At 59.9% G+C, this 21,675-nt stretch carries 22 protein-coding genes; 18 read left to right on the top strand and 4 right to left on the bottom strand.

Going from position 1 to position 21,675, the window contains the following annotated elements; all coding sequences use genetic code 11:
* The first annotated feature begins 31 nt into the window (after positions 1 to 31).
* From AC13Q5_RS10840 to gyrB, 5 genes are all read left to right on the top strand, one after another.
* The gene (locus AC13Q5_RS10840; RefSeq protein ID WP_349956863.1) at positions 32 to 733 is read left to right on the top strand and encodes a Tim44/TimA family putative adaptor protein; all 702 of its coding nucleotides are present in this window, start codon (positions 32 to 34) and stop codon (positions 731 to 733) included.
* Complete coding sequence (gene mltA, locus AC13Q5_RS10835) at positions 730 to 1,848, top strand: murein transglycosylase A (protein ID WP_488501658.1); 1,119 nt, start codon at positions 730 to 732, stop codon at positions 1,846 to 1,848. Before AC13Q5_RS10840 ends, mltA begins: the two co-directional genes overlap by 4 nt.
* A complete protein-coding gene (locus tag AC13Q5_RS10830; protein WP_349956865.1) occupies positions 1,848 to 2,432 on the top strand; it encodes a Smr/MutS family protein in 585 nt (194 codons plus the stop codon). Before mltA ends, AC13Q5_RS10830 begins: the two co-directional genes overlap by 1 nt.
* Complete coding sequence (locus AC13Q5_RS10825; RefSeq protein WP_069613918.1) at positions 2,429 to 2,794, top strand: helix-turn-helix domain-containing protein; 366 nt, start codon at positions 2,429 to 2,431, stop codon at positions 2,792 to 2,794. The genes AC13Q5_RS10830 and AC13Q5_RS10825 overlap by 4 nt, the downstream gene beginning before the upstream one ends.
* 148 nt (positions 2,795 to 2,942) lie before the next feature.
* Positions 2,943 to 5,372: a DNA topoisomerase (ATP-hydrolyzing) subunit B gene (gyrB, locus tag AC13Q5_RS10820; RefSeq protein WP_075853340.1), complete on the top strand. Its 2,430-nt coding sequence runs from the start codon at positions 2,943 to 2,945 to the stop codon at positions 5,370 to 5,372.
* Between the two features lie 65 nt (positions 5,373 to 5,437).
* On the opposite strand, the gene AC13Q5_RS10815 is transcribed toward gyrB, so the two are convergent.
* Positions 5,438 to 6,037, bottom strand: coding sequence for a nitroreductase family protein (locus AC13Q5_RS10815; RefSeq protein ID WP_075853339.1), 600 nt, complete (start codon positions 6,035 to 6,037; stop codon positions 5,438 to 5,440).
* A 79-nt stretch (positions 6,038 to 6,116) separates the two neighbouring features.
* The gene (locus tag AC13Q5_RS10810) at positions 6,117 to 6,407 is read right to left on the bottom strand and encodes a DUF2218 domain-containing protein (protein WP_457893735.1); all 291 of its coding nucleotides are present in this window, start codon (positions 6,405 to 6,407) and stop codon (positions 6,117 to 6,119) included.
* A 162-nt stretch (positions 6,408 to 6,569) separates the two neighbouring features.
* On the opposite strand from AC13Q5_RS10810, the gene AC13Q5_RS10805 reads away from it, so the two are divergent.
* The 6 genes from AC13Q5_RS10805 (at position 6,570) to AC13Q5_RS10780 (ending at position 13,313) form a co-directional block, all read left to right on the top strand.
* A complete protein-coding gene (locus AC13Q5_RS10805; RefSeq protein WP_488501657.1) occupies positions 6,570 to 7,523 on the top strand; it encodes a glutathione S-transferase family protein in 954 nt (317 codons plus the stop codon).
* A gap of 64 nt (positions 7,524 to 7,587) precedes the next feature.
* Positions 7,588 to 9,006, top strand: coding sequence for a pyridoxal phosphate-dependent decarboxylase family protein (locus AC13Q5_RS10800; protein ID WP_075853336.1), 1,419 nt, complete (start codon positions 7,588 to 7,590; stop codon positions 9,004 to 9,006).
* 149 nt (positions 9,007 to 9,155) lie between these two features.
* Complete coding sequence (locus AC13Q5_RS10795; protein ID WP_457881529.1) at positions 9,156 to 9,998, top strand: fumarylacetoacetate hydrolase family protein; 843 nt, start codon at positions 9,156 to 9,158, stop codon at positions 9,996 to 9,998.
* A gap of 298 nt (positions 9,999 to 10,296) precedes the next feature.
* Entirely contained in the window at positions 10,297 to 11,574 is a 1,278-nt protein-coding gene (locus AC13Q5_RS10790; RefSeq protein ID WP_075853334.1) for a polyhydroxyalkanoate depolymerase, read from the top strand.
* A 334-nt stretch (positions 11,575 to 11,908) separates the two neighbouring features.
* The gene (locus tag AC13Q5_RS10785) at positions 11,909 to 12,349 is read left to right on the top strand and encodes a DUF2852 domain-containing protein (protein WP_075853333.1); all 441 of its coding nucleotides are present in this window, start codon (positions 11,909 to 11,911) and stop codon (positions 12,347 to 12,349) included.
* Positions 12,350 to 12,551: 202 nt separating this feature from the next.
* Complete coding sequence (locus tag AC13Q5_RS10780) at positions 12,552 to 13,313, top strand: M48 family metallopeptidase (protein ID WP_349956872.1); 762 nt, start codon at positions 12,552 to 12,554, stop codon at positions 13,311 to 13,313.
* A gap of 107 nt (positions 13,314 to 13,420) precedes the next feature.
* On the opposite strand, the gene AC13Q5_RS10775 is transcribed toward AC13Q5_RS10780, so the two are convergent.
* The gene (locus tag AC13Q5_RS10775) at positions 13,421 to 13,852 is read right to left on the bottom strand and encodes a winged helix-turn-helix transcriptional regulator (protein WP_457881533.1); all 432 of its coding nucleotides are present in this window, start codon (positions 13,850 to 13,852) and stop codon (positions 13,421 to 13,423) included.
* 89 nt (positions 13,853 to 13,941) lie between these two features.
* Here AC13Q5_RS10775 and AC13Q5_RS10770 point away from each other — a divergent pair, with 89 nt between their 5' ends.
* From AC13Q5_RS10770 to AC13Q5_RS10740, 7 genes are all read left to right on the top strand, one after another.
* Positions 13,942 to 14,757 (top strand): oxidoreductase, encoded by an 816-nt coding sequence (locus tag AC13Q5_RS10770; protein ID WP_075853329.1) that lies wholly within the window; start codon positions 13,942 to 13,944, stop codon positions 14,755 to 14,757.
* A 40-nt stretch (positions 14,758 to 14,797) separates the two neighbouring features.
* A complete protein-coding gene (locus tag AC13Q5_RS10765; protein ID WP_488501656.1) occupies positions 14,798 to 15,799 on the top strand; it encodes an NADP-dependent oxidoreductase in 1,002 nt (333 codons plus the stop codon).
* A 111-nt stretch (positions 15,800 to 15,910) separates the two neighbouring features.
* Positions 15,911 to 16,585, top strand: coding sequence for a phosphoribosylanthranilate isomerase (locus tag AC13Q5_RS10760; RefSeq protein ID WP_488501655.1), 675 nt, complete (start codon positions 15,911 to 15,913; stop codon positions 16,583 to 16,585).
* Positions 16,582 to 17,796 (top strand): tryptophan synthase subunit beta, encoded by a 1,215-nt coding sequence (gene trpB, locus AC13Q5_RS10755; RefSeq protein WP_075853326.1) that lies wholly within the window; start codon positions 16,582 to 16,584, stop codon positions 17,794 to 17,796. The genes AC13Q5_RS10760 and trpB overlap by 4 nt, the downstream gene beginning before the upstream one ends.
* A 10-nt stretch (positions 17,797 to 17,806) precedes the next feature.
* On the top strand, positions 17,807 to 18,646 hold the full coding sequence (gene trpA, locus AC13Q5_RS10750) for a tryptophan synthase subunit alpha (RefSeq protein WP_075853325.1): 840 nt from the start codon (positions 17,807 to 17,809) through the stop codon (positions 18,644 to 18,646).
* 107 nt (positions 18,647 to 18,753) lie between these two features.
* Positions 18,754 to 19,665, top strand: coding sequence for an acetyl-CoA carboxylase, carboxyltransferase subunit beta (gene accD, locus AC13Q5_RS10745; RefSeq protein WP_075853324.1), 912 nt, complete (start codon positions 18,754 to 18,756; stop codon positions 19,663 to 19,665).
* A gap of 56 nt (positions 19,666 to 19,721) precedes the next feature.
* Positions 19,722 to 21,050, top strand: a complete 1,329-nt coding sequence (locus AC13Q5_RS10740; RefSeq protein WP_457881587.1) for a bifunctional folylpolyglutamate synthase/dihydrofolate synthase — start codon at positions 19,722 to 19,724, stop codon at positions 21,048 to 21,050.
* Positions 21,051 to 21,321: 271 nt separating this feature from the next.
* Here AC13Q5_RS10740 and trxA read toward each other — a convergent pair whose 3' ends face one another.
* Complete coding sequence (gene trxA / locus AC13Q5_RS10735) at positions 21,322 to 21,642, bottom strand: thioredoxin (protein WP_015338194.1); 321 nt, start codon at positions 21,640 to 21,642, stop codon at positions 21,322 to 21,324.
* Positions 21,643 to 21,675 lie beyond the last annotated feature (33 nt).

The following is a 21,675-nucleotide window of genomic DNA, read 5'->3' as shown; positions in this document are numbered from 1 at the left end:
CTTTTAATTTTAACGGTGGTTCCGATACGAGATGGGTGCAAACGACTTTGTGACGATCTTTTTCCTGGTGGCGGCGGTGCTGATTTTCTTTCAGTTGCGCAGCGTCCTTGGCCGCCGCACGGGGAATGAGAAGCCGCCGCGTGATCTCTACGGTTCTGCTGATCCGGCCAATGGCACGACTGCACCGGACGCCGGCAAGGTGGTCACCCTGCCGCGTCGTGACGGGACCGAAGAGGAAGACCGTTTTGCTGCCATCGATGCCTTCACCCCGGCCGGCACGCCACTCAATGATTCGCTGCGCGAGGTGAGCAAAGTTGATCCTTCCTTCAACCCGAAGGAGTTCGTCAATGGCGCGCGCATGGCCTATGAGATGATCGTCATGGCCTTTGCCGATGGTGATCGCAAGTCTCTGAAGGGGCTGCTGTCGCGCGAGGTCTACGAAGGCTTCGATGCCGCCATCGCCGATCGCGAAGCCAAGGGCGAAAAGGTCAAATCGACCTTCGTCGGCATCGACAAGGCTGATATCGTCACTGCCGAGGTGAAGGGAACGGATGCCCTGATCACCATGCGCATCGTCAGCCAGATGATTTCCGCCACCTACGACAAGGCGGATAAGCTGATCGATGGCGATGCCGAAGCCGTGGCTGAGGTCAGCGATCTCTGGACTTTCGCCCGCGACACGCGCTCGCGCGATCCGAACTGGAAACTCGTGGCGACCGAATCGGAACAATGACGAGCCCATCGCAGGAATTCAGGCTGGAGCCGGCAACCTTCGCCGATCTGAAGGGCTGGGAGGAGGACGATCCTTCCAGCCTTTTTCGCGCGATGAAGGACTGTCGCACCCATATCCGCGATGTGAAGCCCTATCGCACCGGCGCTGCTGGGCTGACAGCCGATGATCTCCTGGCGCTTCTCGATGCGGCAGAAGGGAAAGAACCTGGCGATGCAGCCGAAGCCAGAGCCTTCTTCGAGGAGCACTGCCAGCCCTTCTTCATTCGCCGCGATGGCGGCGCGACCGGTTTCGTGACCGCCTTCTTTGAGCCGGAAATCGAAGTGTCGGCCGAGCCAAGCGAAACCTACCGCTATCCTTTTTATCGTCGGCCGGATGATCTGATCGATCTCGACGACAGCAATCGGCCGGAGGATATCGATCCTTCCTACATGTTCGGCAGGCGTCAGGCTGGTTCGATTTCCACCTATCCTGATCGTGGCGAAATCGATCGCGGCTATCTCGATGGCAAAGAGCTGGAGATCGCCTGGGCGAAATCCAAGGTCGACGTCTTCTTCGTACATGTGCAGGGAGCGGCGCGTCTGCGCTATCCAGATGGGCGTCTCGGCCGTATCACCTATGCTGCCAAGGCCGGTCATCCCTTCTCGGCCGTCGGGCGCCTGCTCATAGACCGCGGCCTGCTGGACCGCGCGACGATCTCCATGCAGACGATCCGTGACTGGCTCTACGCCCACCCGGATCAGGTCGATGAAATTCTCTCGCACAATCGATCCTATATCTTCTTCCGCGAGGCCGAAGTCAGCGATCCCGCTCTCGGACCGATCGCGGCAGCCAAGGTGCCGCTGCTGGCGGGCCGTTCCCTTGCGGTCGATCGGCTGATCCATACCTTCGGTTTTCCCTTCTTCATCCGTTCGGAAAGCCTGACGCATCTCGATGCCGGCAAGCCTTTCGCGCGGCTGATGCTGGCGCTCGATACGGGCTCGGCGATCGTCGGGCCGGCACGTGGCGATATCTTTACCGGCTCCGGCTACGATGCAGGCGAGCTCGCCGGTACCGTGCGCAACGACGCCGATTTTTATATACTCATTCCGAAGGCGGCGGCGCAGAGGTTCGGCTGATGGCCCCGGAACGGAAGGACAAGGAACGAAAGCTCAGCGCGGAGGACCGTATCCTTTGGGGTAAGGTCGCCAAGAGCACGCGTCCCATGCCGGGCCGCATGGCCGACATCGAGGCTTTCGAGGCGGCCTTGCAAGCCGAAGCCGAAAGCGAGGAAACTGCCCGCGCCGCAAAGGCAAAGCCGGCGCCTGTATCTACAGAAGCGCCGGAAGTTTCAACGCCCATAAAGCAGCCCGGCGGCCGCCATCATCCGCTCGAGCGTCCCGTCAAGCGCAAGATCGCGAGGGGTCATCTGGCGCTCGAAGCCCGGATCGACCTTCACGGCCTGATCCAGAGCGAGGCCCACGGTATGCTCCTGGATTTCCTGCTGCGTGCCCATAGCCGCGGTCTGCGCCATGTGCTCGTCATTACCGGCAAGGGCAGCTCGATGGGCAGCGAGGGGGCGCTGAAGCGGGCCGTGCCGCTCTGGTTCTCCAAGCCGGAATTCCGTTTTCTGATTTCCTCCTATGAGACTGCGGCGCAGCATCACGGCGGTGAGGGCGCTCTCTATATCCGCCTGTCGCGCCTGAAGGGGGAGAGGCTTTGACCCCGTTCGGCGAAGCGGTGCGAAAGTTGAGGTTGCGCAAGGGCGTCTCGCAAAAGCAGATGGCCGCCGCGCTCAATGTGACTCCGGCTTATTTATCCGCCTTAGAACACGGAAAGCGTGGCCTTCCGACTTTCGATCTCTTGCAGCGCATCGCCGGCTATTTCAACATCATCTGGGACGAAGCCGAGGAATTGTTCCTGCTGGCGCGGTTTTCCGACCCGCGCGTCGTCGTTGATACCTCCGGGCTTTCGCCTGAATATACGGCCTTCGTCAACCACTTGGCCGGCAAGATCCGCAGCCTTGACGCGGCGACGATCCGTGAACTGTCAAAGGTTCTGGAAAATGCCGGAAAAACCGGCTGAAAAGCGCCTTAATCCCCTGTTTTATACCTGATTTCGGGGCCTTCCGTTTGGAACTTCAGGGTGAAACATCCTATATTCAGGCTAGGAAAAACCGCTGATTCGTTAGGAATTGGCGAGATTCTCTAAACACTGGAAAGACTTCAATAAAATGACCGATATAACCGATAACGGCGGCAATGCCGAATATGGCGCAGATAGCATCAAGGTTCTCAAGGGCCTCGATGCCGTGCGCAAGCGTCCGGGCATGTATATCGGCGACACGGATGACGGCTCTGGCCTGCATCACATGGTCTATGAAGTCGTCGACAACGCTATCGACGAAGCCCTGGCCGGCCACGCCGATGTCGTAACCGTAACCCTTAATCCCGATGGCTCCGTCACGGTCACCGATAACGGCCGCGGCATCCCGACGGATATTCACAGCGGCGAAGGTGTTTCGGCAGCCGAGGTTATCATGACCCAGCTTCACGCCGGCGGTAAGTTCGACCAGAATTCCTATAAGGTTTCCGGTGGCCTGCATGGCGTCGGCGTTTCGGTCGTCAACGCCCTGTCCGTCTGGCTGAAGCTGAAGATCCGCCGCCAGGGCCGCATCCATGAAATGAGCTTTACCCATGGTGTCGCCGACGCGCCTTTGAAGGAAACCGGCGATGCCGGCAATGCGACTGGCACCGAAGTCAGCTTCATGCCGAGTTCCGAAACTTTCACGATGATCGAGTTTGACTATGGCACGCTGGAGCATCGTCTGCGCGAACTCGCCTTCCTGAATTCCGGTGTTCGCATTCTCCTGACGGACAAGCGTCATTCCGACGTCAAGCAGGAAGAATTGCTCTATGACGGCGGTCTGGAAGCCTTCGTCTCCTATCTCGATCGCGCCAAGAAGCCGCTGGTTCAAAAGCCGGTGTCGATCCGCAGCGAGAAGGACGGTATCACTGTCGAAGTGGCGATGTGGTGGAACGACAGCTACCATGAAAACGTGCTCTGCTTCACCAACAACATCCCGCAGCGCGACGGCGGCACGCACATGGCTGGCTTCCGCGCCGCCCTGACACGTCAGATCACCTCTTATGCGGACAGCTCTGGCATCACCAAGAAGGAAAAGGTGACGCTGACCGGCGATGACTGCCGCGAAGGCCTGACGGCCGTGCTGTCGGTCAAGGTTCCCGATCCGAAGTTCTCGTCGCAGACCAAGGACAAGCTGGTTTCCTCCGAAGTTCGCCCGGTCGTCGAAAGCCTGGTCAACGAAGCCCTCAGCACCTGGCTCGAAGAGCATCCGTCCGAAGCCAAAGTTCTGGTCGGCAAGGTCGTCGAAGCCGCGGCCGCCCGCGAAGCCGCCCGCAAGGCGCGCGAACTGACCCGCCGCAAGGGCGCGCTGGATATCGCCTCGCTCCCCGGCAAGCTTGCTGACTGCTCGGAGCGCGATCCGGCCAAGTCCGAAGTCTTCCTCGTCGAGGGTGACTCGGCAGGTGGTTCGGCCAAGCAGGGCCGTTCGCGCGAAAACCAGGCCATCCTGCCGCTGCGCGGCAAGATCCTGAACGTCGAGCGCGCCCGCTTCGACAAGATGCTGTCGAGCCAGGAAATCGGCACGCTGATCACCGCACTTGGCACCGGTATCGGCAAGGACGAATTCAACGCCGAGAAGCTGCGTTACCACAAGATCATCATCATGACGGACGCAGACGTCGACGGCGCGCATATCCGCACCCTGCTTCTGACCTTCTTCTTCCGCCAGATGCCCGATCTCATCGAGCGCGGTCACCTCTATATCGCCCAGCCGCCGCTTTATAAGGTGACGCGCGGCAAGTCGGTGCAGTACGTCAAGGACGAGAAGGCGCTGGAAGAATATCTGATCGGCCAGGGTACCGACGATGCAAGCCTGCGTCTCGGCAATGGCGAAGTCCGCACCGGTCAGGATCTGCGTGAGGCGATCTACGATGCGCTGCGGCTGCGCACGCTGATCGACAATCTGCACTCCCGCTACAATCGCTCGGCTGTCGAGCAGGCGGCGATCGCCGGCGCTCTCAATGCCGAAATGGTCAGCGATCCCGCCCGCGCGGAAGTACTCGCCAATGACGTTGCCAAGCGGCTTGATGTCATTGCCGAGGAAACGGAGCGCGGCTGGACCGGTGCCGTAACCGGCGAGGGCAGTCTTCGCTTCGAGCGCACTGTGCGCGGCGTCAAGGAAGTGGTCTTCCTCGACATGGCGCTGATCGGTTCGCAGGATGCTCGTCTCATCGACCAGCTTGGCACGCGGCTGAAGGAGGTCTACCAGACTCCGCCGAAGCTCACCCGCCGGGACGGAGAGACGGAGATTTCGGGTCCGCGCATGCTGCTTGATACGATCTTTGCCGGCGGTCGCAAGGGCTTGACGCTGCAGCGCTATAAAGGCCTCGGCGAGATGAATGCCGAACAGCTCTGGGAAACGACGCTCGATCCGAATGTCCGCACGCTGTTACAGGTGAAGGTCACTGACGCGACCGATGCCGATGGGCTGTTTGCCCGGCTCATGGGCGATGAGGTCGAGCCGCGCCGCGAGTTCATTCAGGACAACGCGTTGAACGTCGCCAATCTCGACATCTGATCGCCTGCTTCAGACACAAAAAAGCCCGCCGCGAACATTCTGGCGGGCTTTTTCTTTTCTATCAATTACTTGGCGATGAAGGTGCCGTTGAAGGCAAGCCCGGAAAGCGGATTGCGCTGGCTCGGCACCTCGCGCTCGCGCAACTTTTCCGGCAGCTGGTTCTTGTCGCCGATCTTGCCGATCGCGACAGCCGCCTCGACGCGGAAGCCTTCGGGAATACCGAGAACCTCATAAGATTTTTCGACATGGAAGCCGGTCATCCCATGCGCTTCATAGCCGGCTAGATGTGCCTGGATTGCCAGAAAGCCCCAGGCCGTACCCGCGTCGAAGGAGTGGCTGTAGCTGGGCTTCTGTTCGGCCGAGCCGAGCTCGCCACTGTGGGTACGGGAAATGACGAAAAGCAGCGCGGCGGCGGATTTCACCCAGCCCTGATTGAACTCCACGAGGACGCTCAGGAACCGGTCCCAATGCTCCGAGCCACGCAGAGTGTAGAGGAAGCGCCAGGGCTGCAGGTTCGAGGCGGAAGGCGCCCAATGCGCCGCTTCCAGAATGGTCAGCAGATCCTGTTCCGGCATGGTCTCGTTGGAAAAGGCACGCGGCGACCAGCGGTCGAGAAAGAGCTTGTCGATCGGATATTGGGATTCGCGGCTGTTGCTTGATGTCATGAGGGCTTCTTCCTTAGAGAGCATCTGCCGCGGGCGGTCGAAACTGGCCGTTGGCTGGTTACAAATAGAGGATGAGAACTTAAACTCGAGCCGCCCAGCTCACGTCGAGCTCCTCGCGGAAGGCGAAGCGCTTGAGGTGGTCGGCAACGACGTTCTGCATGCGCTCGAGGTCTTCGAGCTTCCCGACCGTCAGCGTCATGACGAGGTTGCCGGGTTCGGCTGCCAGGTCGAGGACGTTTTCCGGGCTGAACGGCACTTTGCCCGCAGCCGCATCGAATTCCACGCTGAAGCGATGGCTCCAGTGCTTGCAGAGCTGCTGGAGATAGCGGCTGGCATGCTCGGTTTTGACGTTGGAAACGGATGTCGCCATGGGATTTCTCCAATAAACCTGATCGCAAAACGCACGATTTCATACATAGAGCCATCCGCATTCGCCAGGTAGACAGTCTGTTTCAAGTTTGCGTTATTCCAGTGAAATTCTGTTCCGCTATGCTGAGGGTCGATAGGAACGCGTGCGAGCGGAGACAAAGCCTTGCTGGTAAATGGAAAATGGACTGAGGAGTGGCAGCCGGTCCAGGCCAAGGATGAAAAGGGCGGTTTCGTTCGCCAGGTTTCAAGCTTCCGCAACTGGGTGACGCCGGACGGGAAGCCGGTGCCGACGGGCGAGGGCGGTTTCGCGGCGGAAGTCGGCCGCTATCATCTCTACGTCGCGCTGATCTGCCCCTGGGCATCGCGCACCCTGATCGGCCGGAAGCTGAAGGGCCTGGAGGATGTCATTTCCGTTTCCGTTGTCGAACCCATGCTCTCCAAGCAGGGCTGGCAGTTTGGCGAGTATCCGGGCGCCACGAACGATCCGATAAACGGCGCCGTCTACATGCACGAGATCTATACGAAGGCCGATCCGGCCTTCACTGGCCGCGCCACGGTTCCGGTCCTTTGGGACAAGCGCACCGGCACGATCGTCAACAACGAGTCATCCGATATCCTGCGCATGCTGAATGGCGGCTTCGGTGATCTCGCCCGCAATGACATCGATCTTTATCCGGCCGGCAAGCGGGAAGAGATCGAAGCTTTCAATGCCCGGATCTACCCGGCCCTCAACAATGGCGTCTATCGCACCGGCTTCGCCACGACGCAGATTGCCTATGAAGAGGCCTTCAGCGAGGTGTTCGACTGCCTCGATCAGATCGAGACCGAGCTGGAGGGCAGAGACTTCCTTTTCGCCGATCATCCCACAGAAAGCGACATCAGGCTGTTCGTCACCCTTGTCCGTTTCGATGTCGCCTATCACGGCCTCTTCAAATGCAATCTGCGTCGGCTGTCCGACTATGCCAATCTCCAGTCCTTCTGCCGCCGAATGCTCGATTGGCCCGGTGTTGCCGAAACCGTGAACTTCGATCATATCAAGCGCGGTTACTACTCGATCGCATCTCTCAATCCGAGCGGGATCGTGCCACTCGGGCCGGCGTTGGACGAGCTGTTCTGATACTCGACCGCCTTCGAAAAGCGGTCTAAGGTCCGCCCCGTTCGATGGATCAGGGAGGACCGTCATGAATTGGGAAGAGTTCCGGCAGTGGTCGGAGAAGGCGGCGCATTGGGGCGCGGATTATCGCGCGTCGCTTCGTGACAGGCCGGTCCGGGCGAAGATGGCGCCGGGTGAGATCGCCGCACACATCGCCGATTCCCCGCCGGTAACAGGCGAAGCAATGGAGGATATCTTCAAGGATTTTGAGGATATCCTTGTTCCCGGCATGACGCACTGGCAACATCCGCGCTTCTTTGCTTATTTCCCCGCCAATGCCGCTCCGGTCTCGGTCGTGGCCGAATATCTGGTCAGCGCCATCGCTGCGCAATGCATGCTCTGGCAGACTTCGCCCTCCGCCACCGAGCTTGAAACGAAGGTCGTCGACTGGCTGCGCCAGGCACTCGGCCTGCCGGAAACCTTCACCGGCGTCATTCAGGATTCCGCGTCGACCGCGACTCTCGCCGCCGTTCTTGTCATGCGCGAGAGAGCGCTGAACTGGCAGGGCAACAGGAGCGGGCTCGCCGGCAACAAGGCGGTGCGCATCTACTCCACCGATCAGGTTCACACGTCGATCGACCGCGCCATCTGGATTGCCGGCGTCGGCGAAGAAAATCTGGTGCGCATACCCTCTGGCGGTCCCAACAAAGCCATGGATCCGAAGGCTCTAGCCGCGGCGATCGAGCGCGATCTTGCTGCCGGGCTGCTGCCGGCCGGCGTCATTGCCTGCGTCGGCGGTACCAGCGTCGGCGCCTGCGACGATATCGCCGCCGTCGTCGAAGTGGCGCATGCGCACGGGCTCTATGTGCATGTCGATGCCGCTTGGGCGGGTTCGGCAATGATTTGCCCCGAATTCCGCACCCTGTGGCACGGCGTCGAGCAGGCCGATTCCATTGTCTTCAACCCCCATAAGTGGCTTGGCGCGCAATTCGATTGTTCCGTCCAGTTCGTGCGCGAGCCGGAGACGCTGGTCCGCACGCTGGCGATACAGCCGGAATATCTGCGCACCCACGGCCATGACGGCATCATCAACTATTCGGAATGGTCGGTGCCGCTCGGCCGTCGCTTCCGCGCGCTGAAACTCTGGTTCCTGCTGCGCTATCACGGCCTGGAAGGTTTGCGCACGATGATCCGCAACCATGTTTCCTGGTCACAGAATCTGGCCAGGCGTCTTGCGGCGGAGCCGGATTTTGAAATCGTCACCGAGCCGTTCCTGTCGCTGTTTTCCTTCGATCACAAGGCGCCCGAGGGCGTCAATCAGGAAAGCCACACGCAGCGCCTGCTGAACGCGATCAACAATGACGGGCGCATCTACCTGACGCAGACCCGCGTTTCCGGTCGGCTGGTCATTCGCTTTCAGGCCGGCCAGTTCGAGGCGACAGCTGATGATATCGACACGGCTTTCGACGTCATCGTCGAAATCGCAAGATCATTATCCCCGGGTTAGAAAAGCTGTTTTTCCAGCGCGAAGGGCTGAGCCATGCTAGGCTCTGCAAAATCGATTGGTGACACTGGTGAATAACTCGTTCATATATGGTGTCAGCAATTTTGTCTTAAAAGCAATCTCGTCTTTGAAAATGCAGGGAAGGAAAATCCATGAAACTGTTGCGTGTTGGCGAAGTCGGCAAGGAAAAGCCGGCGCTTCTGGATAGCGACGGCAAGATCCGCGATCTCTCCGCCCACGTTGCCGATATCGGCGGCGGAGCCATTTCGCCCGCGGGCCTGGCAAAGATCGCAGCCCTCGATCCGAAGAGCCTGCCCGAGCTGGCGGAAGGCCGCCTCGGCGCTTGCGTTGCCGGCACCGGCAAGTTCATCTGCATCGGCCTGAATTTCTCCGACCACGCCGCCGAAACCGGCGCCACCGTGCCGCCGGAGCCGATCATCTTCATGAAGGCAAGCTCGGCCATCGTTGGCCCGAACGACAATGTGCTGATCCCGCGCGGCTCTGAAAAGACCGATTGGGAAGTCGAACTCGGCGTCGTCATCGGCAAGACGGCGAAATATGTCAGCGAAGCCGACGCTCTCGACTATGTGGCGGGTTACTGCGTCTCCCACGATGTCTCCGAACGCGCCTTCCAGACCGAACGTTCGGGACAGTGGACCAAGGGCAAGTCCTGCGACACCTTCGGCCCGATCGGCCCCTGGCTCGTCACCAAGGACGAGATCGCCGATCCGCAGAACCTCGGCATGTGGCTCAAGGTCAACGGCAAGATGATGCAGAACGGCTCGACCAAGACCATGGTCTATGGCGTCGCTTATCTCGTCTCCTATCTCAGCCAGTTCATGTCGCTGCATCCGGGTGACGTTATCTCCACCGGCACGCCTCCGGGTGTCGGCATGGGCATGAAGCCGCCGCAGTACCTGAAGCCGGGCGATGTCGTCGAGCTCGGCATGGAAGGCCTGGGCACCCAGAAGCAGACCTTCTTGGCTGACGCGTAAGGCGTGCGAAGCTCAGGAACTTTAACTTTTTGAGATCATTGTTGATGCCGGAGAAGCGATTCTCCGACGTTTTTTATAGGAAGAATCGGCAGTCGTTATGTTGCTCTGCAACAAAAGCTGCTAGGCTGAATAGTAAGACTTAAAGGATGAAGCGCACAGAGGAGCCGCGATCATCCCGCTGCATGGCGCGACTGGAGAAGTGCTGCAGCGAAGGCAAGCGACACGCAAGGCGCGTGCGTTTCAATGATTTAGGTGATCTGCGTGGTCTCATGCCCGCATCACAAGAGGTAAAGCCCCCATGTTTTATCAGTTTTACGAACTTAATCATGCCGCTCTCGCCCCCTTTCGCGCTGCGGCAGACATGATGCGCCTGGCCTATGCCAATCCGCTTAATCCCCTCTCGCATACCGTGTTTGGCCGTACCTTGACGGCAAGCCTCGAAGTTTTCGAGCGCACGACCAGACGCTATGGCAAGCCGGAATTCGGCCTTCATCAGACGCAGATCGAGGGCAAGACGGTCTCGGTGCATGAAAAGATCGTCTGGAAGAAGCCCTTCTGCAATCTCATCCATTTCGAGCGCAGCCTGCCCGCCGGCCATAGCGCCGATCCGCGTATCCTCATCGTCGCGCCGATGTCGGGCCACTATGCGACGCTGCTGCGCGGCACGGTGGAAGCGCTGCTGCCGGGCGCCGACGTCTACATCACCGACTGGATCGATGCCCGCATGGTGCCGATGACCGAGGGTACCTTCGATCTGGAAGATTATATCGATTACGTCATCGAGATGTTGCATCATCTCGGCCCGGATACGCATGTTGTTGCCGTCTGTCAGCCCTCGGTGCCGGTTCTGGCCGCAGCTGCCGTGATGGAAGCGGCGGGGGATCGCCTGGCGCCCTCGTCGATGACGCTGATGGGCGGCCCGATCGACACCCGCATCAATCCGACGGCAGTCAACCAGCTTGCCAAGGACAAGCCGCTGGAATGGTTTGCCGACAATGTCGTCATGAACGTGCCTTGGCCGCAGCCGGGCTTCATGCGTCCGGTCTATCCCGGCTTCCTGCAGCTTTCCGGCTTCATGTCGATGAACCTCGATCGCCACATGATCGCTCACAAGGATTTCTTCGTGCATCTCGTCAAGAATGACGGCGAGCCGGCCGAAAAGCACCGTGATTTCTACGACGAATATCTGGCCGTCATGGATCTGACGGCGGAATTCTATCTGCAGACCGTCGACCAGGTCTTCATCAAGCATGCCTTGCCCAAGGGCGAGCTCATGCATCGCGGTGAGCGCGTTGATCCCTCGGCCATCCGCAACATCGCGCTTTTGACCGTCGAAGGCGAGAACGACGATATCTCCGGTGTCGGCCAGACGCATGCGGCGCAGACCATCTGCACCAATATTCCCGACCATATGCGCATGCACTATCTGCAGCCGGATGTCGGCCATTACGGCGTCTTCAACGGCTCGCGCTTCCGCCGCGAGATCGCCCCGCGCATCCTGGCCTTCACGCGCGAACATGCCCGTACCGGTCGCTCTGTCGTCAAGCGGGTCATCAAGGGCGGCAAGTCCGCCTGAGGCCATTCAAAAGGTCAGAAGCAAGGCATGATGGCGGTCAAAGCCCCCATCGTGCCTGCGCAAGCCAAATTCCCGCCAGCGCAAACTATTAGCTTTTGTTGAATTATTCGCGCAGATTCAAATACTTGTCCGATTCAGTCTGCCGGGACCATTGAAGCCTCACGAAGAGGTTACCATCTCGATTCCAGCGGTACCGCAAAGATCGGGCCGTTTACCGCGCCGCGCGCCCTTGGAACGCGCTGAGATGCAGGTAGAGCTTTAAAAACCGCGCAGAAGCCTTTCCATTGATCGCTATCGGTCGATGGGCCGATGCGCCGTGCGAGGATACCTGACAATGAACCAATCTGCATTGCTTCGCCCGGATTGGACTCCGGCTACTATTGCCCTCATGGTGCTTGGCTTCGTGGTCTTCTGGCCGCTGGGCTTTGCCATGCTCGCCTATATTCTCTTCGGAGAACGTCTGCGGGATTTCAAACGGGATGTAAACGAAAGGACCGACGGCATGTTTGCTGGCTGCGGACGCCATCGCAATCGTCATCGCCATTCCTATTCCTCCACCGGCAACGTCGCCTTCGACGACTGGCGCCGGGCAGAGCTTGAGCGCCTCGAGCAGGAACGCCGCAAGCTGGACGAAATGCGCGCCGAGTTCGACGCCTATGCCCGCGAGCTTCGCCGTGCCAAGGATCAGGAAGAGTTCGACCGCTTCATGCGCGAGCGCAACAGCGTCAAGCGCAATGACAATGGCGGCTCGCCGACCGAATTCCAGACTCCGTGATGGGCTGTGAGAACAACCGCATCACATAGTCAAAACCGGCATCGGATGATGCCGGTTTTCCTTTGCCAGAATCAGCAAAGCAAGTCGCGCAAAAGTGCGCAGCGGTTTTGCGATAACGACATGCGAAAATCGAGGACCAAAGCGCAAGGAGCAAATCTGAAAGATTGCGACGCGCTTTGGCGAATCATATAAAACTGCCTTCATGTTTCCGCTGCTCTCCAGATCCCGCAAACCGCAGGCCAAGTTGGCCGCGCCGGAAACGCGCACCCTCGATGTCGCCGGCCGGCTGATGCCGCTGACGATCCGCCAGCACGAGCGCGCGACCCGTATTACGCTCAGGATCGAGCCCGGCGGACGATCGCTGAAGATGACCATTCCGCGCGGCCTTGCCGCCCGCGAGGTCAATGCCTTTCTCGACCGGCACCAGGGCTGGCTTCTGACCAAGCTCGCGAAATTCACGGCCGACAACAGCCTGCGCGGTGGCAGCGAAATCCTCCTGCGTGGCGTGCGCCATCGCATCGAGCATACCGGCACCCTGCGCGGTCTTACCGAAGCGATTGTGATCGAAGGCCTGCCGGTGCTACGCGTGAGCGGTATGCCGGAGCATGCCGGTCGCCGCATCGCGACCTTCCTCAAGAAGGAGGCCCGCGCCGATCTGGAAAAACTCGTGGCGGTGCATGCCAAGTCCATCCGCGCCACTGTGACTTCCATCACCATGAAGGATACCCGCAGCCGCTGGGGCTCCTGCTCCTCGCAGGGGAACTTGAGTTTTTCCTGGCGCATCGTCATGGCGCCGCCACTGGTCATCGACTACCTCGCCGCCCACGAAGTCGCGCATTTGCGCGAAATGAACCACGGCCCGCGCTTCTGGGCGCTCTGTCGCAAGCTCTGCCCCGACATGGACGAGGCCAAGGCCTGGCTGAAGCGCCACGGCAGCCAGCTGCATGCGATCGACTTCGATTGAACAGGCTGTTTGGATCGACGACGGTATTTGAAAGTCGTTTCGGATATTCCGCCGTTCGGTAACCGACCGCAGCTTTCCGCCAAGTGTGGCTACTATCTAACGGGCAGTCATTCCGGTGCGACGATGCGGATCGGACGTGTTCCGATGGGAGCACCGGTCGCGCGGTCGATTGTGACGGCATCGATCTCGGTTCCAGTTTCGGCATCAAAGAAACGGGTTACACCGTCCGCGTTGCGGTGCTTTCGCCCCCACGCACCGATCGCGAACAACACGGGCAGGAAGTCCCGGCCAGCTTCCGTCAGCACGTATTCATCGCGCGGAGGCCGCTCCGAGTAGCGTCGCTTCTCCAGCAAGCCATCTTCCGTAAGCGCAGCCAGCCGCGCCGTCAGCATCGTCGGCGCGATGCCAAGACTCTTGCGAAAATCGTCGAAGCGAGTGAGCCCCGCGTGGGCGTCCCGCATGATCAGCATGCTCCACGCATCGCCCACCAATGCGAGGCTACGGGCGATCAGGCACGGCTGGTTTGAAAGATTCTTCATGTCGATATCTTTTTGATAGTGACTTACTATTGATTTGATAGTAACAGAATGCTCATCGATGTTCCATGCCAAAGTGAAAGCTGAAACCGATGAGCAAGACAGAACGCGGCGTCGCCTTGGTCACGGGCGCCTCTTCCGGTATTGGGCTGGCGACTGCGCAGGCGTTGCGGCGCGATGGATATAGGGTGTTTGGAACCAGCCGGAAGCCGATGGTTGCCGCACCGGACGGCGTGACGATGCTAGTCTGCGACGTCACCGACGAAAAATCCGTGCAGACGGCAGTCGATGACATACTGGTCCAGGCTGGACGGATCGATCTGCTCGTCAACAATGCAGGGATTGGATTGCTTGGCGGCGCGGAGGAGTCCTCCCCATTGCAGGCAAAGGCTCTCTTCGATGTGAATGTCTTTGGAGTCCTGCGCATGACGAATGCAATCCTGCCTGTGATGAGACGGCAGCGGAAGGGCAGAATTATCAATATGAGCTCCATTCTCGGGCTGATTCCCGCTCCCTTCAATGCCCTCTACGCATCGACCAAGCATGCGATTGAAGGCTATTCCGAATCCCTTGACCACGAAGTCCGCACGCAGGGCATCCGCGTCGTTCTCATTGAACCGGGTGTCACCCGTACGTCCTTCGAAGAGAATATCACGCGGCCGGATCGACCGCTCCCGCCGTACGACGCAGCGCGCGCCGATGCCGAGAAGCTGATGCGTGAGATTGTCGAGACGGGGGACGCGCCGGAGGTGGTGGCCGACATAGTGGTCAAAGCCGCCAACGCTGTTTCGCCCAAGAGGCGCTATACTGCAGGCAAGGCGGCAAGACAGGTTCGCTTCCTGCGCCGGTTCCTGCCGGAGTCATTCGTCGACAAGAGCCTCCGCAAATTCAGCAGGCTTCCCGCTTGACCTCCGCCACTGCAACTTCAAAGGAAGAAAGTCACGACTCATGAAGGCATTCCTGATCGATCGCTATGCAAAAGGCGGTACTCTACAACTTGGCGAAGTACCCGAGCCGGAATTGCGTGAACATGATGTCCTGGTCCAGATTCATGCCACAAGCGTGAATCCGCTGGACGCCAAGATCAGAGACGGTGAGTTCAAGCTTATCCTGCCATATCGCCTCCCGCTCATTCTCGGCAACGATGTAGCCGGCGTCGTGGTCCGGGTCGGGTCCAAGGTTCGTCGCTTCAAGCCAGGTGACGAAGTCTATGCACGTCCGGCGCAGGATCGTATCGGAACCTTCGCGGAGTTCATTGCAATGAACGAGGCCGACGTGGCGATGAAGCCTAAGAATCTGACGATGGAAGAGGCGGCGTCACTGCCGCTGGTCGCGTTGACTGCCTGGCAGGCGCTTGTCGAACGAGCGAAATTGAAGAAGGGACAGAAGGTTCTTATCCACGCCGGCTCCGGCGGTGTCGGTGCAATTGCCATCCAGCTCGCCAAGCATATGGGGGCATACGTGGCGACGACGACGAGCACAGCCAATATCAATCTCGTCAGAAGTCTCGGAGCCGATGTCGTCGTAGACTACAAGAAGGACGACTTCGAAAACACCCTAAAGGGATATGATGTCGTGCTGAACAGTCTAGGCAAGGAAACGCTGGAGAAATCGCTTCGCGTCCTGAAGCCGGGTGGGAAGCTCATCTCGATCTCCGGTCCGCCGGATACTGCATTTGCCAGGCAGAACGGTTCGGGATGGTTGTTTCAGCAGCTCATGGCCCTGCTGAGCTCCGGTATCCGGAGAAAGTCAAAACGCCACGGCGTCAGCTATTCGTTCCTCTTCATGACCGCGAACGGCGGACAACTCGGCGAGATCACCTCGTTGATAGAGGCAGGAGCCATAAGAGCGGTCGTTGATCGGGTCTTCCCGTTCCAGAACACGAATGAGGCGCTGGCTTATGTCGAGACCGGCCGCGCCAAGGGCAAGGTCGTGATTGCCGTGAAGTAAAGAGCGAACCGTTGTTTCAAAGGGTCGTTGAGTGGGTCACAGGCCTAAAAAGCGCGCTCGATCGTCGCCTTTAGGCTCGACTCTTTCGAAATTTCGTGTCACTCCGCTGCCATGAACCCCGATGTCAAAATTTGTGGTCTGAAGACGCCGGAAGCGGTGGATCGTGCTCTTGAGCGCGGCGCCACCCATATCGGCTTTATCTTCTTTGAAAAGAGCCCGCGCTATATCGAGCCGGATCTCGCCGGCGAGCTGGCCGAGCGCGCCCGCGGCAAGGCGAAGATCGTTGCCGTCACGGTCAATCCCACCAATGACGATCTCGATGAGATCATGTCGCTGGTGAAGCCGGATATGCTGCAGCTCCATGGCAACGAAAGCCCGGAGCGTGTGCTCACCATCAAAGCGGTCTATAATGTCCCCGTCATGAAGGCCATGTCGGTGCGCGAGGCCGATGACCTGAAGCGGGTGGAATCCTATATCGGCATTGCCGACCGCTTCCTCTTCGATGCCAAGCCGCCCGCCGGTTCTGTGCTGCCGGGCGGAAACGGCGTGTCCTTCGATTGGAGCCTGATGAGCTGGCTCGACGATAGCGTGGATTACATGCTGTCGGGCGGCGTCAACAAGGACAATGTCGCCGAGGCGCTGGCATCCACCAAGGCCAGTGGCATCGATCTTTCCTCCGCGCTTGAAAGTGCGCCCGGTGTGAAGGATCTCGGGAAGATCGACCAGTTTTTCGACGCTTTTGCAGAAGCATGCCTGCCGGAACCGGCAGCAGGGAGTAGAAAGTGAACCAGACGCCTAAACCCAATTCCTTCCGCTCCGGCCCCGATGAGGATGGCCGTTTCGGCATTTACGGCGGTCGTTTCGTTGCCGAAACGCTCATGCCGCTGATCCTGGACCTGCAGGAGGAATGGGCGAAGGCGAAGGACGATCCGGCCTTCCAGGCGGAGCTGAAGTCTCTCGGCACGCACTATATTGGCCGCCCGAGCCCGCTTTATTTCGCCGAGCGCCTCACGGCCGAGCTTGGCGGCGCGAAGATCTATTTCAAGCGCGAAGAGCTGAACCACACCGGCTCGCACAAGATCAACAATTGCATTGGCCAGATCCTGCTCGCCAAGCGCATGGGCAAGACCCGCATCATCGCTGAAACCGGTGCCGGCCAGCATGGCGTCGCCTCTGCGACCGTCGCCGCCCGCTTCGGCCTTCCCTGCGTCGTCTACATGGGTGCGACCGATGTCGAGCGCCAGGCGCCGAACGTCTTCCGCATGAAGCTGCTGGGCGCAGAGGTCATCCCGGTGACGGCCGGCAGCGGCACGCTGAAGGATGCCATGAACGAAGCGCTGCGCGACTGGGTTACCAATGTCGACGACACCTATTACCTGATCGGCACGGCTGCCGGTCCGCATCCCTATCCGGAAATGGTCCGCGATTTTCAGGCCGTGATCGGCACCGAAGCCCGCGCGCAGATCCTGGAGGCCGAAGGCCGCCTGCCGGATCTCGTGGTTGCGGCCGTCGGCGGCGGCTCGAACGCCATTGGCATCTTCCATCCCTTCCTCGATGACGAGGGCGTCAAGATCGTCGGCGTCGAAGCTGGCGGCAAGGGTCTGCAAGGTGACGAGCATTGCGCCTCCATCACTGCCGGTTCGCCCGGCGTGCTGCATGGCAATCGCACCTACCTGCTGCAGGACGGCGACGGCCAGATCAAGGAAGGTCATTCCATTTCGGCCGGCCTCGACTATCCCGGCATCGGTCCGGAACATTCCTGGCTGAACGATATCGGCCGCGCCGAATATGTTCCGATCATGGACCACGAGGCTCTGGAAGCCTTCCAGACGTTGACGCGCCTCGAAGGCATCATTCCGGCGCTCGAGCCGAGCCATGCGCTCGCCGAGGTGATCAAGCGCGCCCCGAAGATGGGCAAGGACGAGATCATCCTGATGAACCTCTCCGGCCGTGGTGACAAGGACATCTTCACCGTCGGCAAGATTCTGGGAATGTGAGTTAGACGCCATGACCGCACGTATGGACAAACGCTTCGCCGCTCTGAAGGCTGAAGGCCGCCCGGCACTCGTCACCTATTTCATGGGTGGCGATCCCGATTACGAGACCTCGCTCGGCATCATGAAGGCGCTACCGGAAGCCGGCGCCGACGTCATCGAGCTCGGCATGCCCTTTTCCGATCCCATGGCCGACGGCCCGGCGATCCAGCTTGCCGGCCAGCGCGCCCTGAAGGCCGGCCAGACGCTGAAGAAGACGCTGCAGCTCGCGGCCGATTTCCGTAAAGTCGATGCGGATACGCCGATCGTCATGATGGGCTATTACAATCCGATCTACATCTACGGCGTCGAAAAGTTCCTGGACGATGCGATCGCCGCCGGCATCGACGGCCTCATTGTCGTCGACCTGCCGCCGGAAATGGACGACGAGCTTTGCATTCCGGCCATCCGCAAGGGCATCAACTTCATCCGCCTGGCAACGCCGACCACCGACGACAAGCGCCTGCCGACGGTTTTGAAGAACACGACGGGTTTCGTCTATTACGTCTCGATGAACGGCATCACCGGTTCGGCGCTGCCGGATCCATCGCTGGTTTCAGGCGCCGTCAAGCGCATCAAGCAGCATACCGAACTGCCGGTTTGCGTCGGTTTCGGCGTCAAGACGGCCGAGCATGCCAAGCTGATCGGCGCTGCGGCCGATGGCGTTGTCGTCGGCACTGCCATCGTCAACCAGATCGCGACCAGCCTCAGCAAGGATGGCAAGGCGACGCCGGACACCATCCAGGCGGTTGCGACCCTGGTGCGCGGCCTGTCGACAGGCACCCGTTCCGCCCGCCTTGTTGCCGCCGAATAGTTTACCCATATAGGCCAGCAATCAATCCTCTGCGGATTGAGGAAAAGGCCTATGGGCATTTGGTGGCGACTGGGTTATCGATACATTCGTCGATTAGGAGTTTCGAATTGAACTGGATCACGAACTACGTCCGCCCGCGGATCAATTCCATGCTGGGCCGTCGCGAGGTTCCGGAGAATCTCTGGATCAAGTGCCCGGAAACGGGCGAGATGGTCTTCCACAAGGATCTGGAAGGCAACAAGTGGGTCATCCCCGCTTCCGGTTTCCATATGAAGATGCCGGCCAAGGCTCGCCTTGCCGATCTTTTCGACAACGGCGAATATGAAGCCTTGCCGCAGCCGAAGGTCGCGCAGGATCCGTTGAAATTTCGCGATTCGAAGAAATACATCGATCGCCTCAAGGACAGCCGCATCAAGACCGAGCAGGAAGACACGATCCTTTCCGGCATCGGCAAGGTTCGCGGGTTGAAGCTCGTCGCCGTCGTGCATGAGTTCAACTTCATCGGCGGCTCGCTCGGCATGGCCGCCGGCGAAGCCATCGTGAAGGCCTTCGAGCGTGCCATCGCCGAGAAATGTCCGCTGGTCATGTTCCCGGCCTCGGGCGGCGCCCGCATGCAGGAAGGTATCCTGTCGCTGATGCAGCTGCCGCGCACGACCGTTGCCGTCGACATGCTGAAGGAAGCAGGCCAGCCCTACGTCGTGGTTCTGACCAACCCGACCACAGGCGGCGTCACGGCCTCCTATGCCATGCTGGGTGACATTCATCTGGCCGAACCCGGCGCTGAAATCGGCTTTGCCGGCAAACGCGTGATCGAGCAGACGCTGCGCGAAAAGCTTCCCGAGGGCTTCCAGACCTCGGAATATCTGCTGGAGCACGGCATGGTGGACATGGTCGTCAAGCGTCACGACATTCCGGACACCCTGGCGACGCTTCTGAAGATCCTGACCAAGGCGCCGGCAAACGATGTGTCGGCCAAGAGCAAGAATGGCGCTGCACTGCCGGTGGCAGCGAGCGCCTGACATTATAGATTGCCGATGGGCGGAGGTGCGGGATGACGTCTATGGACCAGTCCGCAATGAGCGAGGCAGCACGCGAGATCGAGAAGCTCATGGGGTTGCACCCCAAGGGCTTCGATCTTTCTCTGGAGAGAATAACCCGGCTGCTCGACGTCCTCGGCAATCCTCATCAGAAATTGCCGCCGGTGATCCATGTCGCCGGCACCAATGGCAAGGGCTCCGTCACGGCCTTCTGCCGCGCGCTGCTCGAAGCCGGCGGCTACAGCGTACATGTCCACACCTCGCCGCACCTCGTCAATTGGCATGAGCGCTATCGCATCGGCGTCAAGGGTGGTCGCGGCAAGCTCGTCGACGATGCCGTGTTTGCCGATGTGCTGAGGCGCATCGCCAAGGCCAATGACGGACAGAAGATCACCGTCTTTGAAATTTTGACGGCCGCGACCTTCCTTCTCTTTGCCGAGCATCCGGCCGATATTGCCGTGATCGAGGTCGGCCTTGGTGGTCGCTTCGACGCCACCAACGTCCTTTCCGATCCGGCCGCATCGGTCATCATGCCGATTTCGCTCGATCATCAGCCCTATCTCGGCGATCGCGTCGAACTGATCGCGGCCGAAAAGGCCGGCATCATGAAGCCGGGCCATCCGGTCGTCATCGGCCATCAGGAATATGATGCAGCACTTGACGTGCTGATCTCGACGGCCGAGCGGCTCCGTTGCCCGACCGCCGTCTTTGGTCAGGATTTTTCGGCCCATGAGGAATATGGCAAGCTGGTCTATCAGGACGAGTTTGGTCTTGCCGACCTGCCGCTGCCGCGCCTGCCGGGTCGCCACCAATATGGCAATGCCGCCGCCGCCATCCGTGCGGTCAAGGCCGCCGGTTTCGTCGTCACCGAAACGATGATGGAAAAGGCGATGACCTCGGTCGAATGGCCGGGGCGCCTGCAGCGGCTGACGGAAGGCGAGCTGATGCAGCATGCGCCCGAGCGCGCCGAGATCTGGGTCGATGGCGGTCATAATCCCGGCGCCGGCGAAGTCATCGCCGAGGCCATGGCCAATTTCGAGGAGCGCCAGCCGCGGCCGCTCTTCCTGATCATCGGCATGATCAATACCAAGGACCCTGTGGGATATTTCCAGGCCTTTGCCGGTCTTGCAGAGAAGGTCTATTGCGTGCCGATCCGCGGCAGCGATGCCATGACCGATCCGGTCATTCTGGCGAATGCCGCCTATGATGCCGGCCTCATCGCCGAGCCGATGTCCAGCGTTGCTGAGGCTTTGGATGCGATCAAGGCTCAAGCGGTGCCGAATGTGCCGGCCCCACGCATTCTGATCGGCGGTTCGCTTTATCTCGTCGGCGATGTTCTTGCAGACAACGGCACGCCGCCGCGGTAATTCCGGTAGGGTGGTTACTCATCACCCGCCCTCGTGGTTCGAGACGGCCCTATGGGCCTCCTCACCATGAGGGCTGCTCCCTTATCTGGCTCTCAACTTGCTCCGCCTCATTCTGAGCTTGTCGAAGGATCAGGGCGGCCCATGGGGCAAGCGCAAACACGACACGGTTGCTGGGGTGAGAAGTCTTGAAGGGCGAGGATGACCGTGCTCTCCAACCAACAAAAAAGCCCCGCCGAAGCGGGGCTTTTTTGTTTCATGCGATCGATACCGATCAGGCTGCGCTGGAGATCCAGTTCTGCAGGGCCGTCTTGGGGGCGGCACCGACCTTGATGTCAGCGACTTCGCCGGCCTTGAACATGGCAAGCGTCGGGATCGAGCGAACGCCGAACTGGGCGGCCAGTTCCGGGTTTTCGTCGATATTGAGCTTGGCGACCTTGACCTTGCCTTCGAACTGCACGGCGAGCTCTTCCAGAGCCGGGGCGATCATCTTGCACGGACCGCACCATTCGGCCCAGAAATCAACGACGACAGGCTCTGCAGACTGCAGCACTTCGGTGGCGAAGTTGGAGGTATCGACTTTAACGGTAGCCATAGGCTGCTCCTTACCAGAATTTGCGGGTTGCTA

This window comes from Martinezella sp. CNPSo 3964 (assembly GCF_057784375.1).
The sequence above is the reverse complement of the archived record's forward strand: the minus strand, read 5'-3'. Positions and strand labels throughout refer to the sequence as shown.

What these genes read in the sequence shown, in the direction of transcription:
- AC13Q5_RS10840 (WP_349956863.1), top strand. Translation starts at nt 32, where the DNA reads ATGGGTGCAAACGACTTTGTGACGATCTTTTTCCTGGTGGCGGCGGTG.
- mltA (WP_488501658.1), top strand. Translation starts at nt 730, where the DNA reads ATGACGAGCCCATCGCAGGAATTCAGGCTGGAGCCGGCAACCTTCGCC.
- AC13Q5_RS10830 (WP_349956865.1), top strand. Translation starts at nt 1,848, where the DNA reads ATGGCCCCGGAACGGAAGGACAAGGAACGAAAGCTCAGCGCGGAGGAC.
- gyrB (WP_075853340.1), top strand. Translation starts at nt 2,943, where the DNA reads ATGACCGATATAACCGATAACGGCGGCAATGCCGAATATGGCGCAGAT.
- AC13Q5_RS10815 (WP_075853339.1), bottom strand. Translation starts at nt 6,037, where the DNA reads ATGACATCAAGCAACAGCCGCGAATCCCAATATCCGATCGACAAGCTC.
- AC13Q5_RS10810 (WP_457893735.1), bottom strand. Translation starts at nt 6,407, where the DNA reads ATGGCGACATCCGTTTCCAACGTCAAAACCGAGCATGCCAGCCGCTAT.
- AC13Q5_RS10800 (WP_075853336.1), top strand. Translation starts at nt 7,588, where the DNA reads ATGAATTGGGAAGAGTTCCGGCAGTGGTCGGAGAAGGCGGCGCATTGG.
- AC13Q5_RS10795 (WP_457881529.1), top strand. Translation starts at nt 9,156, where the DNA reads ATGAAACTGTTGCGTGTTGGCGAAGTCGGCAAGGAAAAGCCGGCGCTT.
- AC13Q5_RS10790 (WP_075853334.1), top strand. Translation starts at nt 10,297, where the DNA reads ATGTTTTATCAGTTTTACGAACTTAATCATGCCGCTCTCGCCCCCTTT.
- AC13Q5_RS10785 (WP_075853333.1), top strand. Translation starts at nt 11,909, where the DNA reads ATGAACCAATCTGCATTGCTTCGCCCGGATTGGACTCCGGCTACTATT.
- AC13Q5_RS10780 (WP_349956872.1), top strand. Translation starts at nt 12,552, where the DNA reads ATGTTTCCGCTGCTCTCCAGATCCCGCAAACCGCAGGCCAAGTTGGCC.
- AC13Q5_RS10775 (WP_457881533.1), bottom strand. Translation starts at nt 13,852, where the DNA reads ATGAAGAATCTTTCAAACCAGCCGTGCCTGATCGCCCGTAGCCTCGCA.
- AC13Q5_RS10770 (WP_075853329.1), top strand. Translation starts at nt 13,942, where the DNA reads ATGAGCAAGACAGAACGCGGCGTCGCCTTGGTCACGGGCGCCTCTTCC.
- AC13Q5_RS10765 (WP_488501656.1), top strand. Translation starts at nt 14,798, where the DNA reads ATGAAGGCATTCCTGATCGATCGCTATGCAAAAGGCGGTACTCTACAA.
- AC13Q5_RS10760 (WP_488501655.1), top strand. Translation starts at nt 15,911, where the DNA reads ATGAACCCCGATGTCAAAATTTGTGGTCTGAAGACGCCGGAAGCGGTG.
- trpA (WP_075853325.1), top strand. Translation starts at nt 17,807, where the DNA reads ATGACCGCACGTATGGACAAACGCTTCGCCGCTCTGAAGGCTGAAGGC.
- AC13Q5_RS10740 (WP_457881587.1), top strand. Translation starts at nt 19,722, where the DNA reads ATGAGCGAGGCAGCACGCGAGATCGAGAAGCTCATGGGGTTGCACCCC.
- trxA (WP_015338194.1), bottom strand. Translation starts at nt 21,642, where the DNA reads ATGGCTACCGTTAAAGTCGATACCTCCAACTTCGCCACCGAAGTGCTG.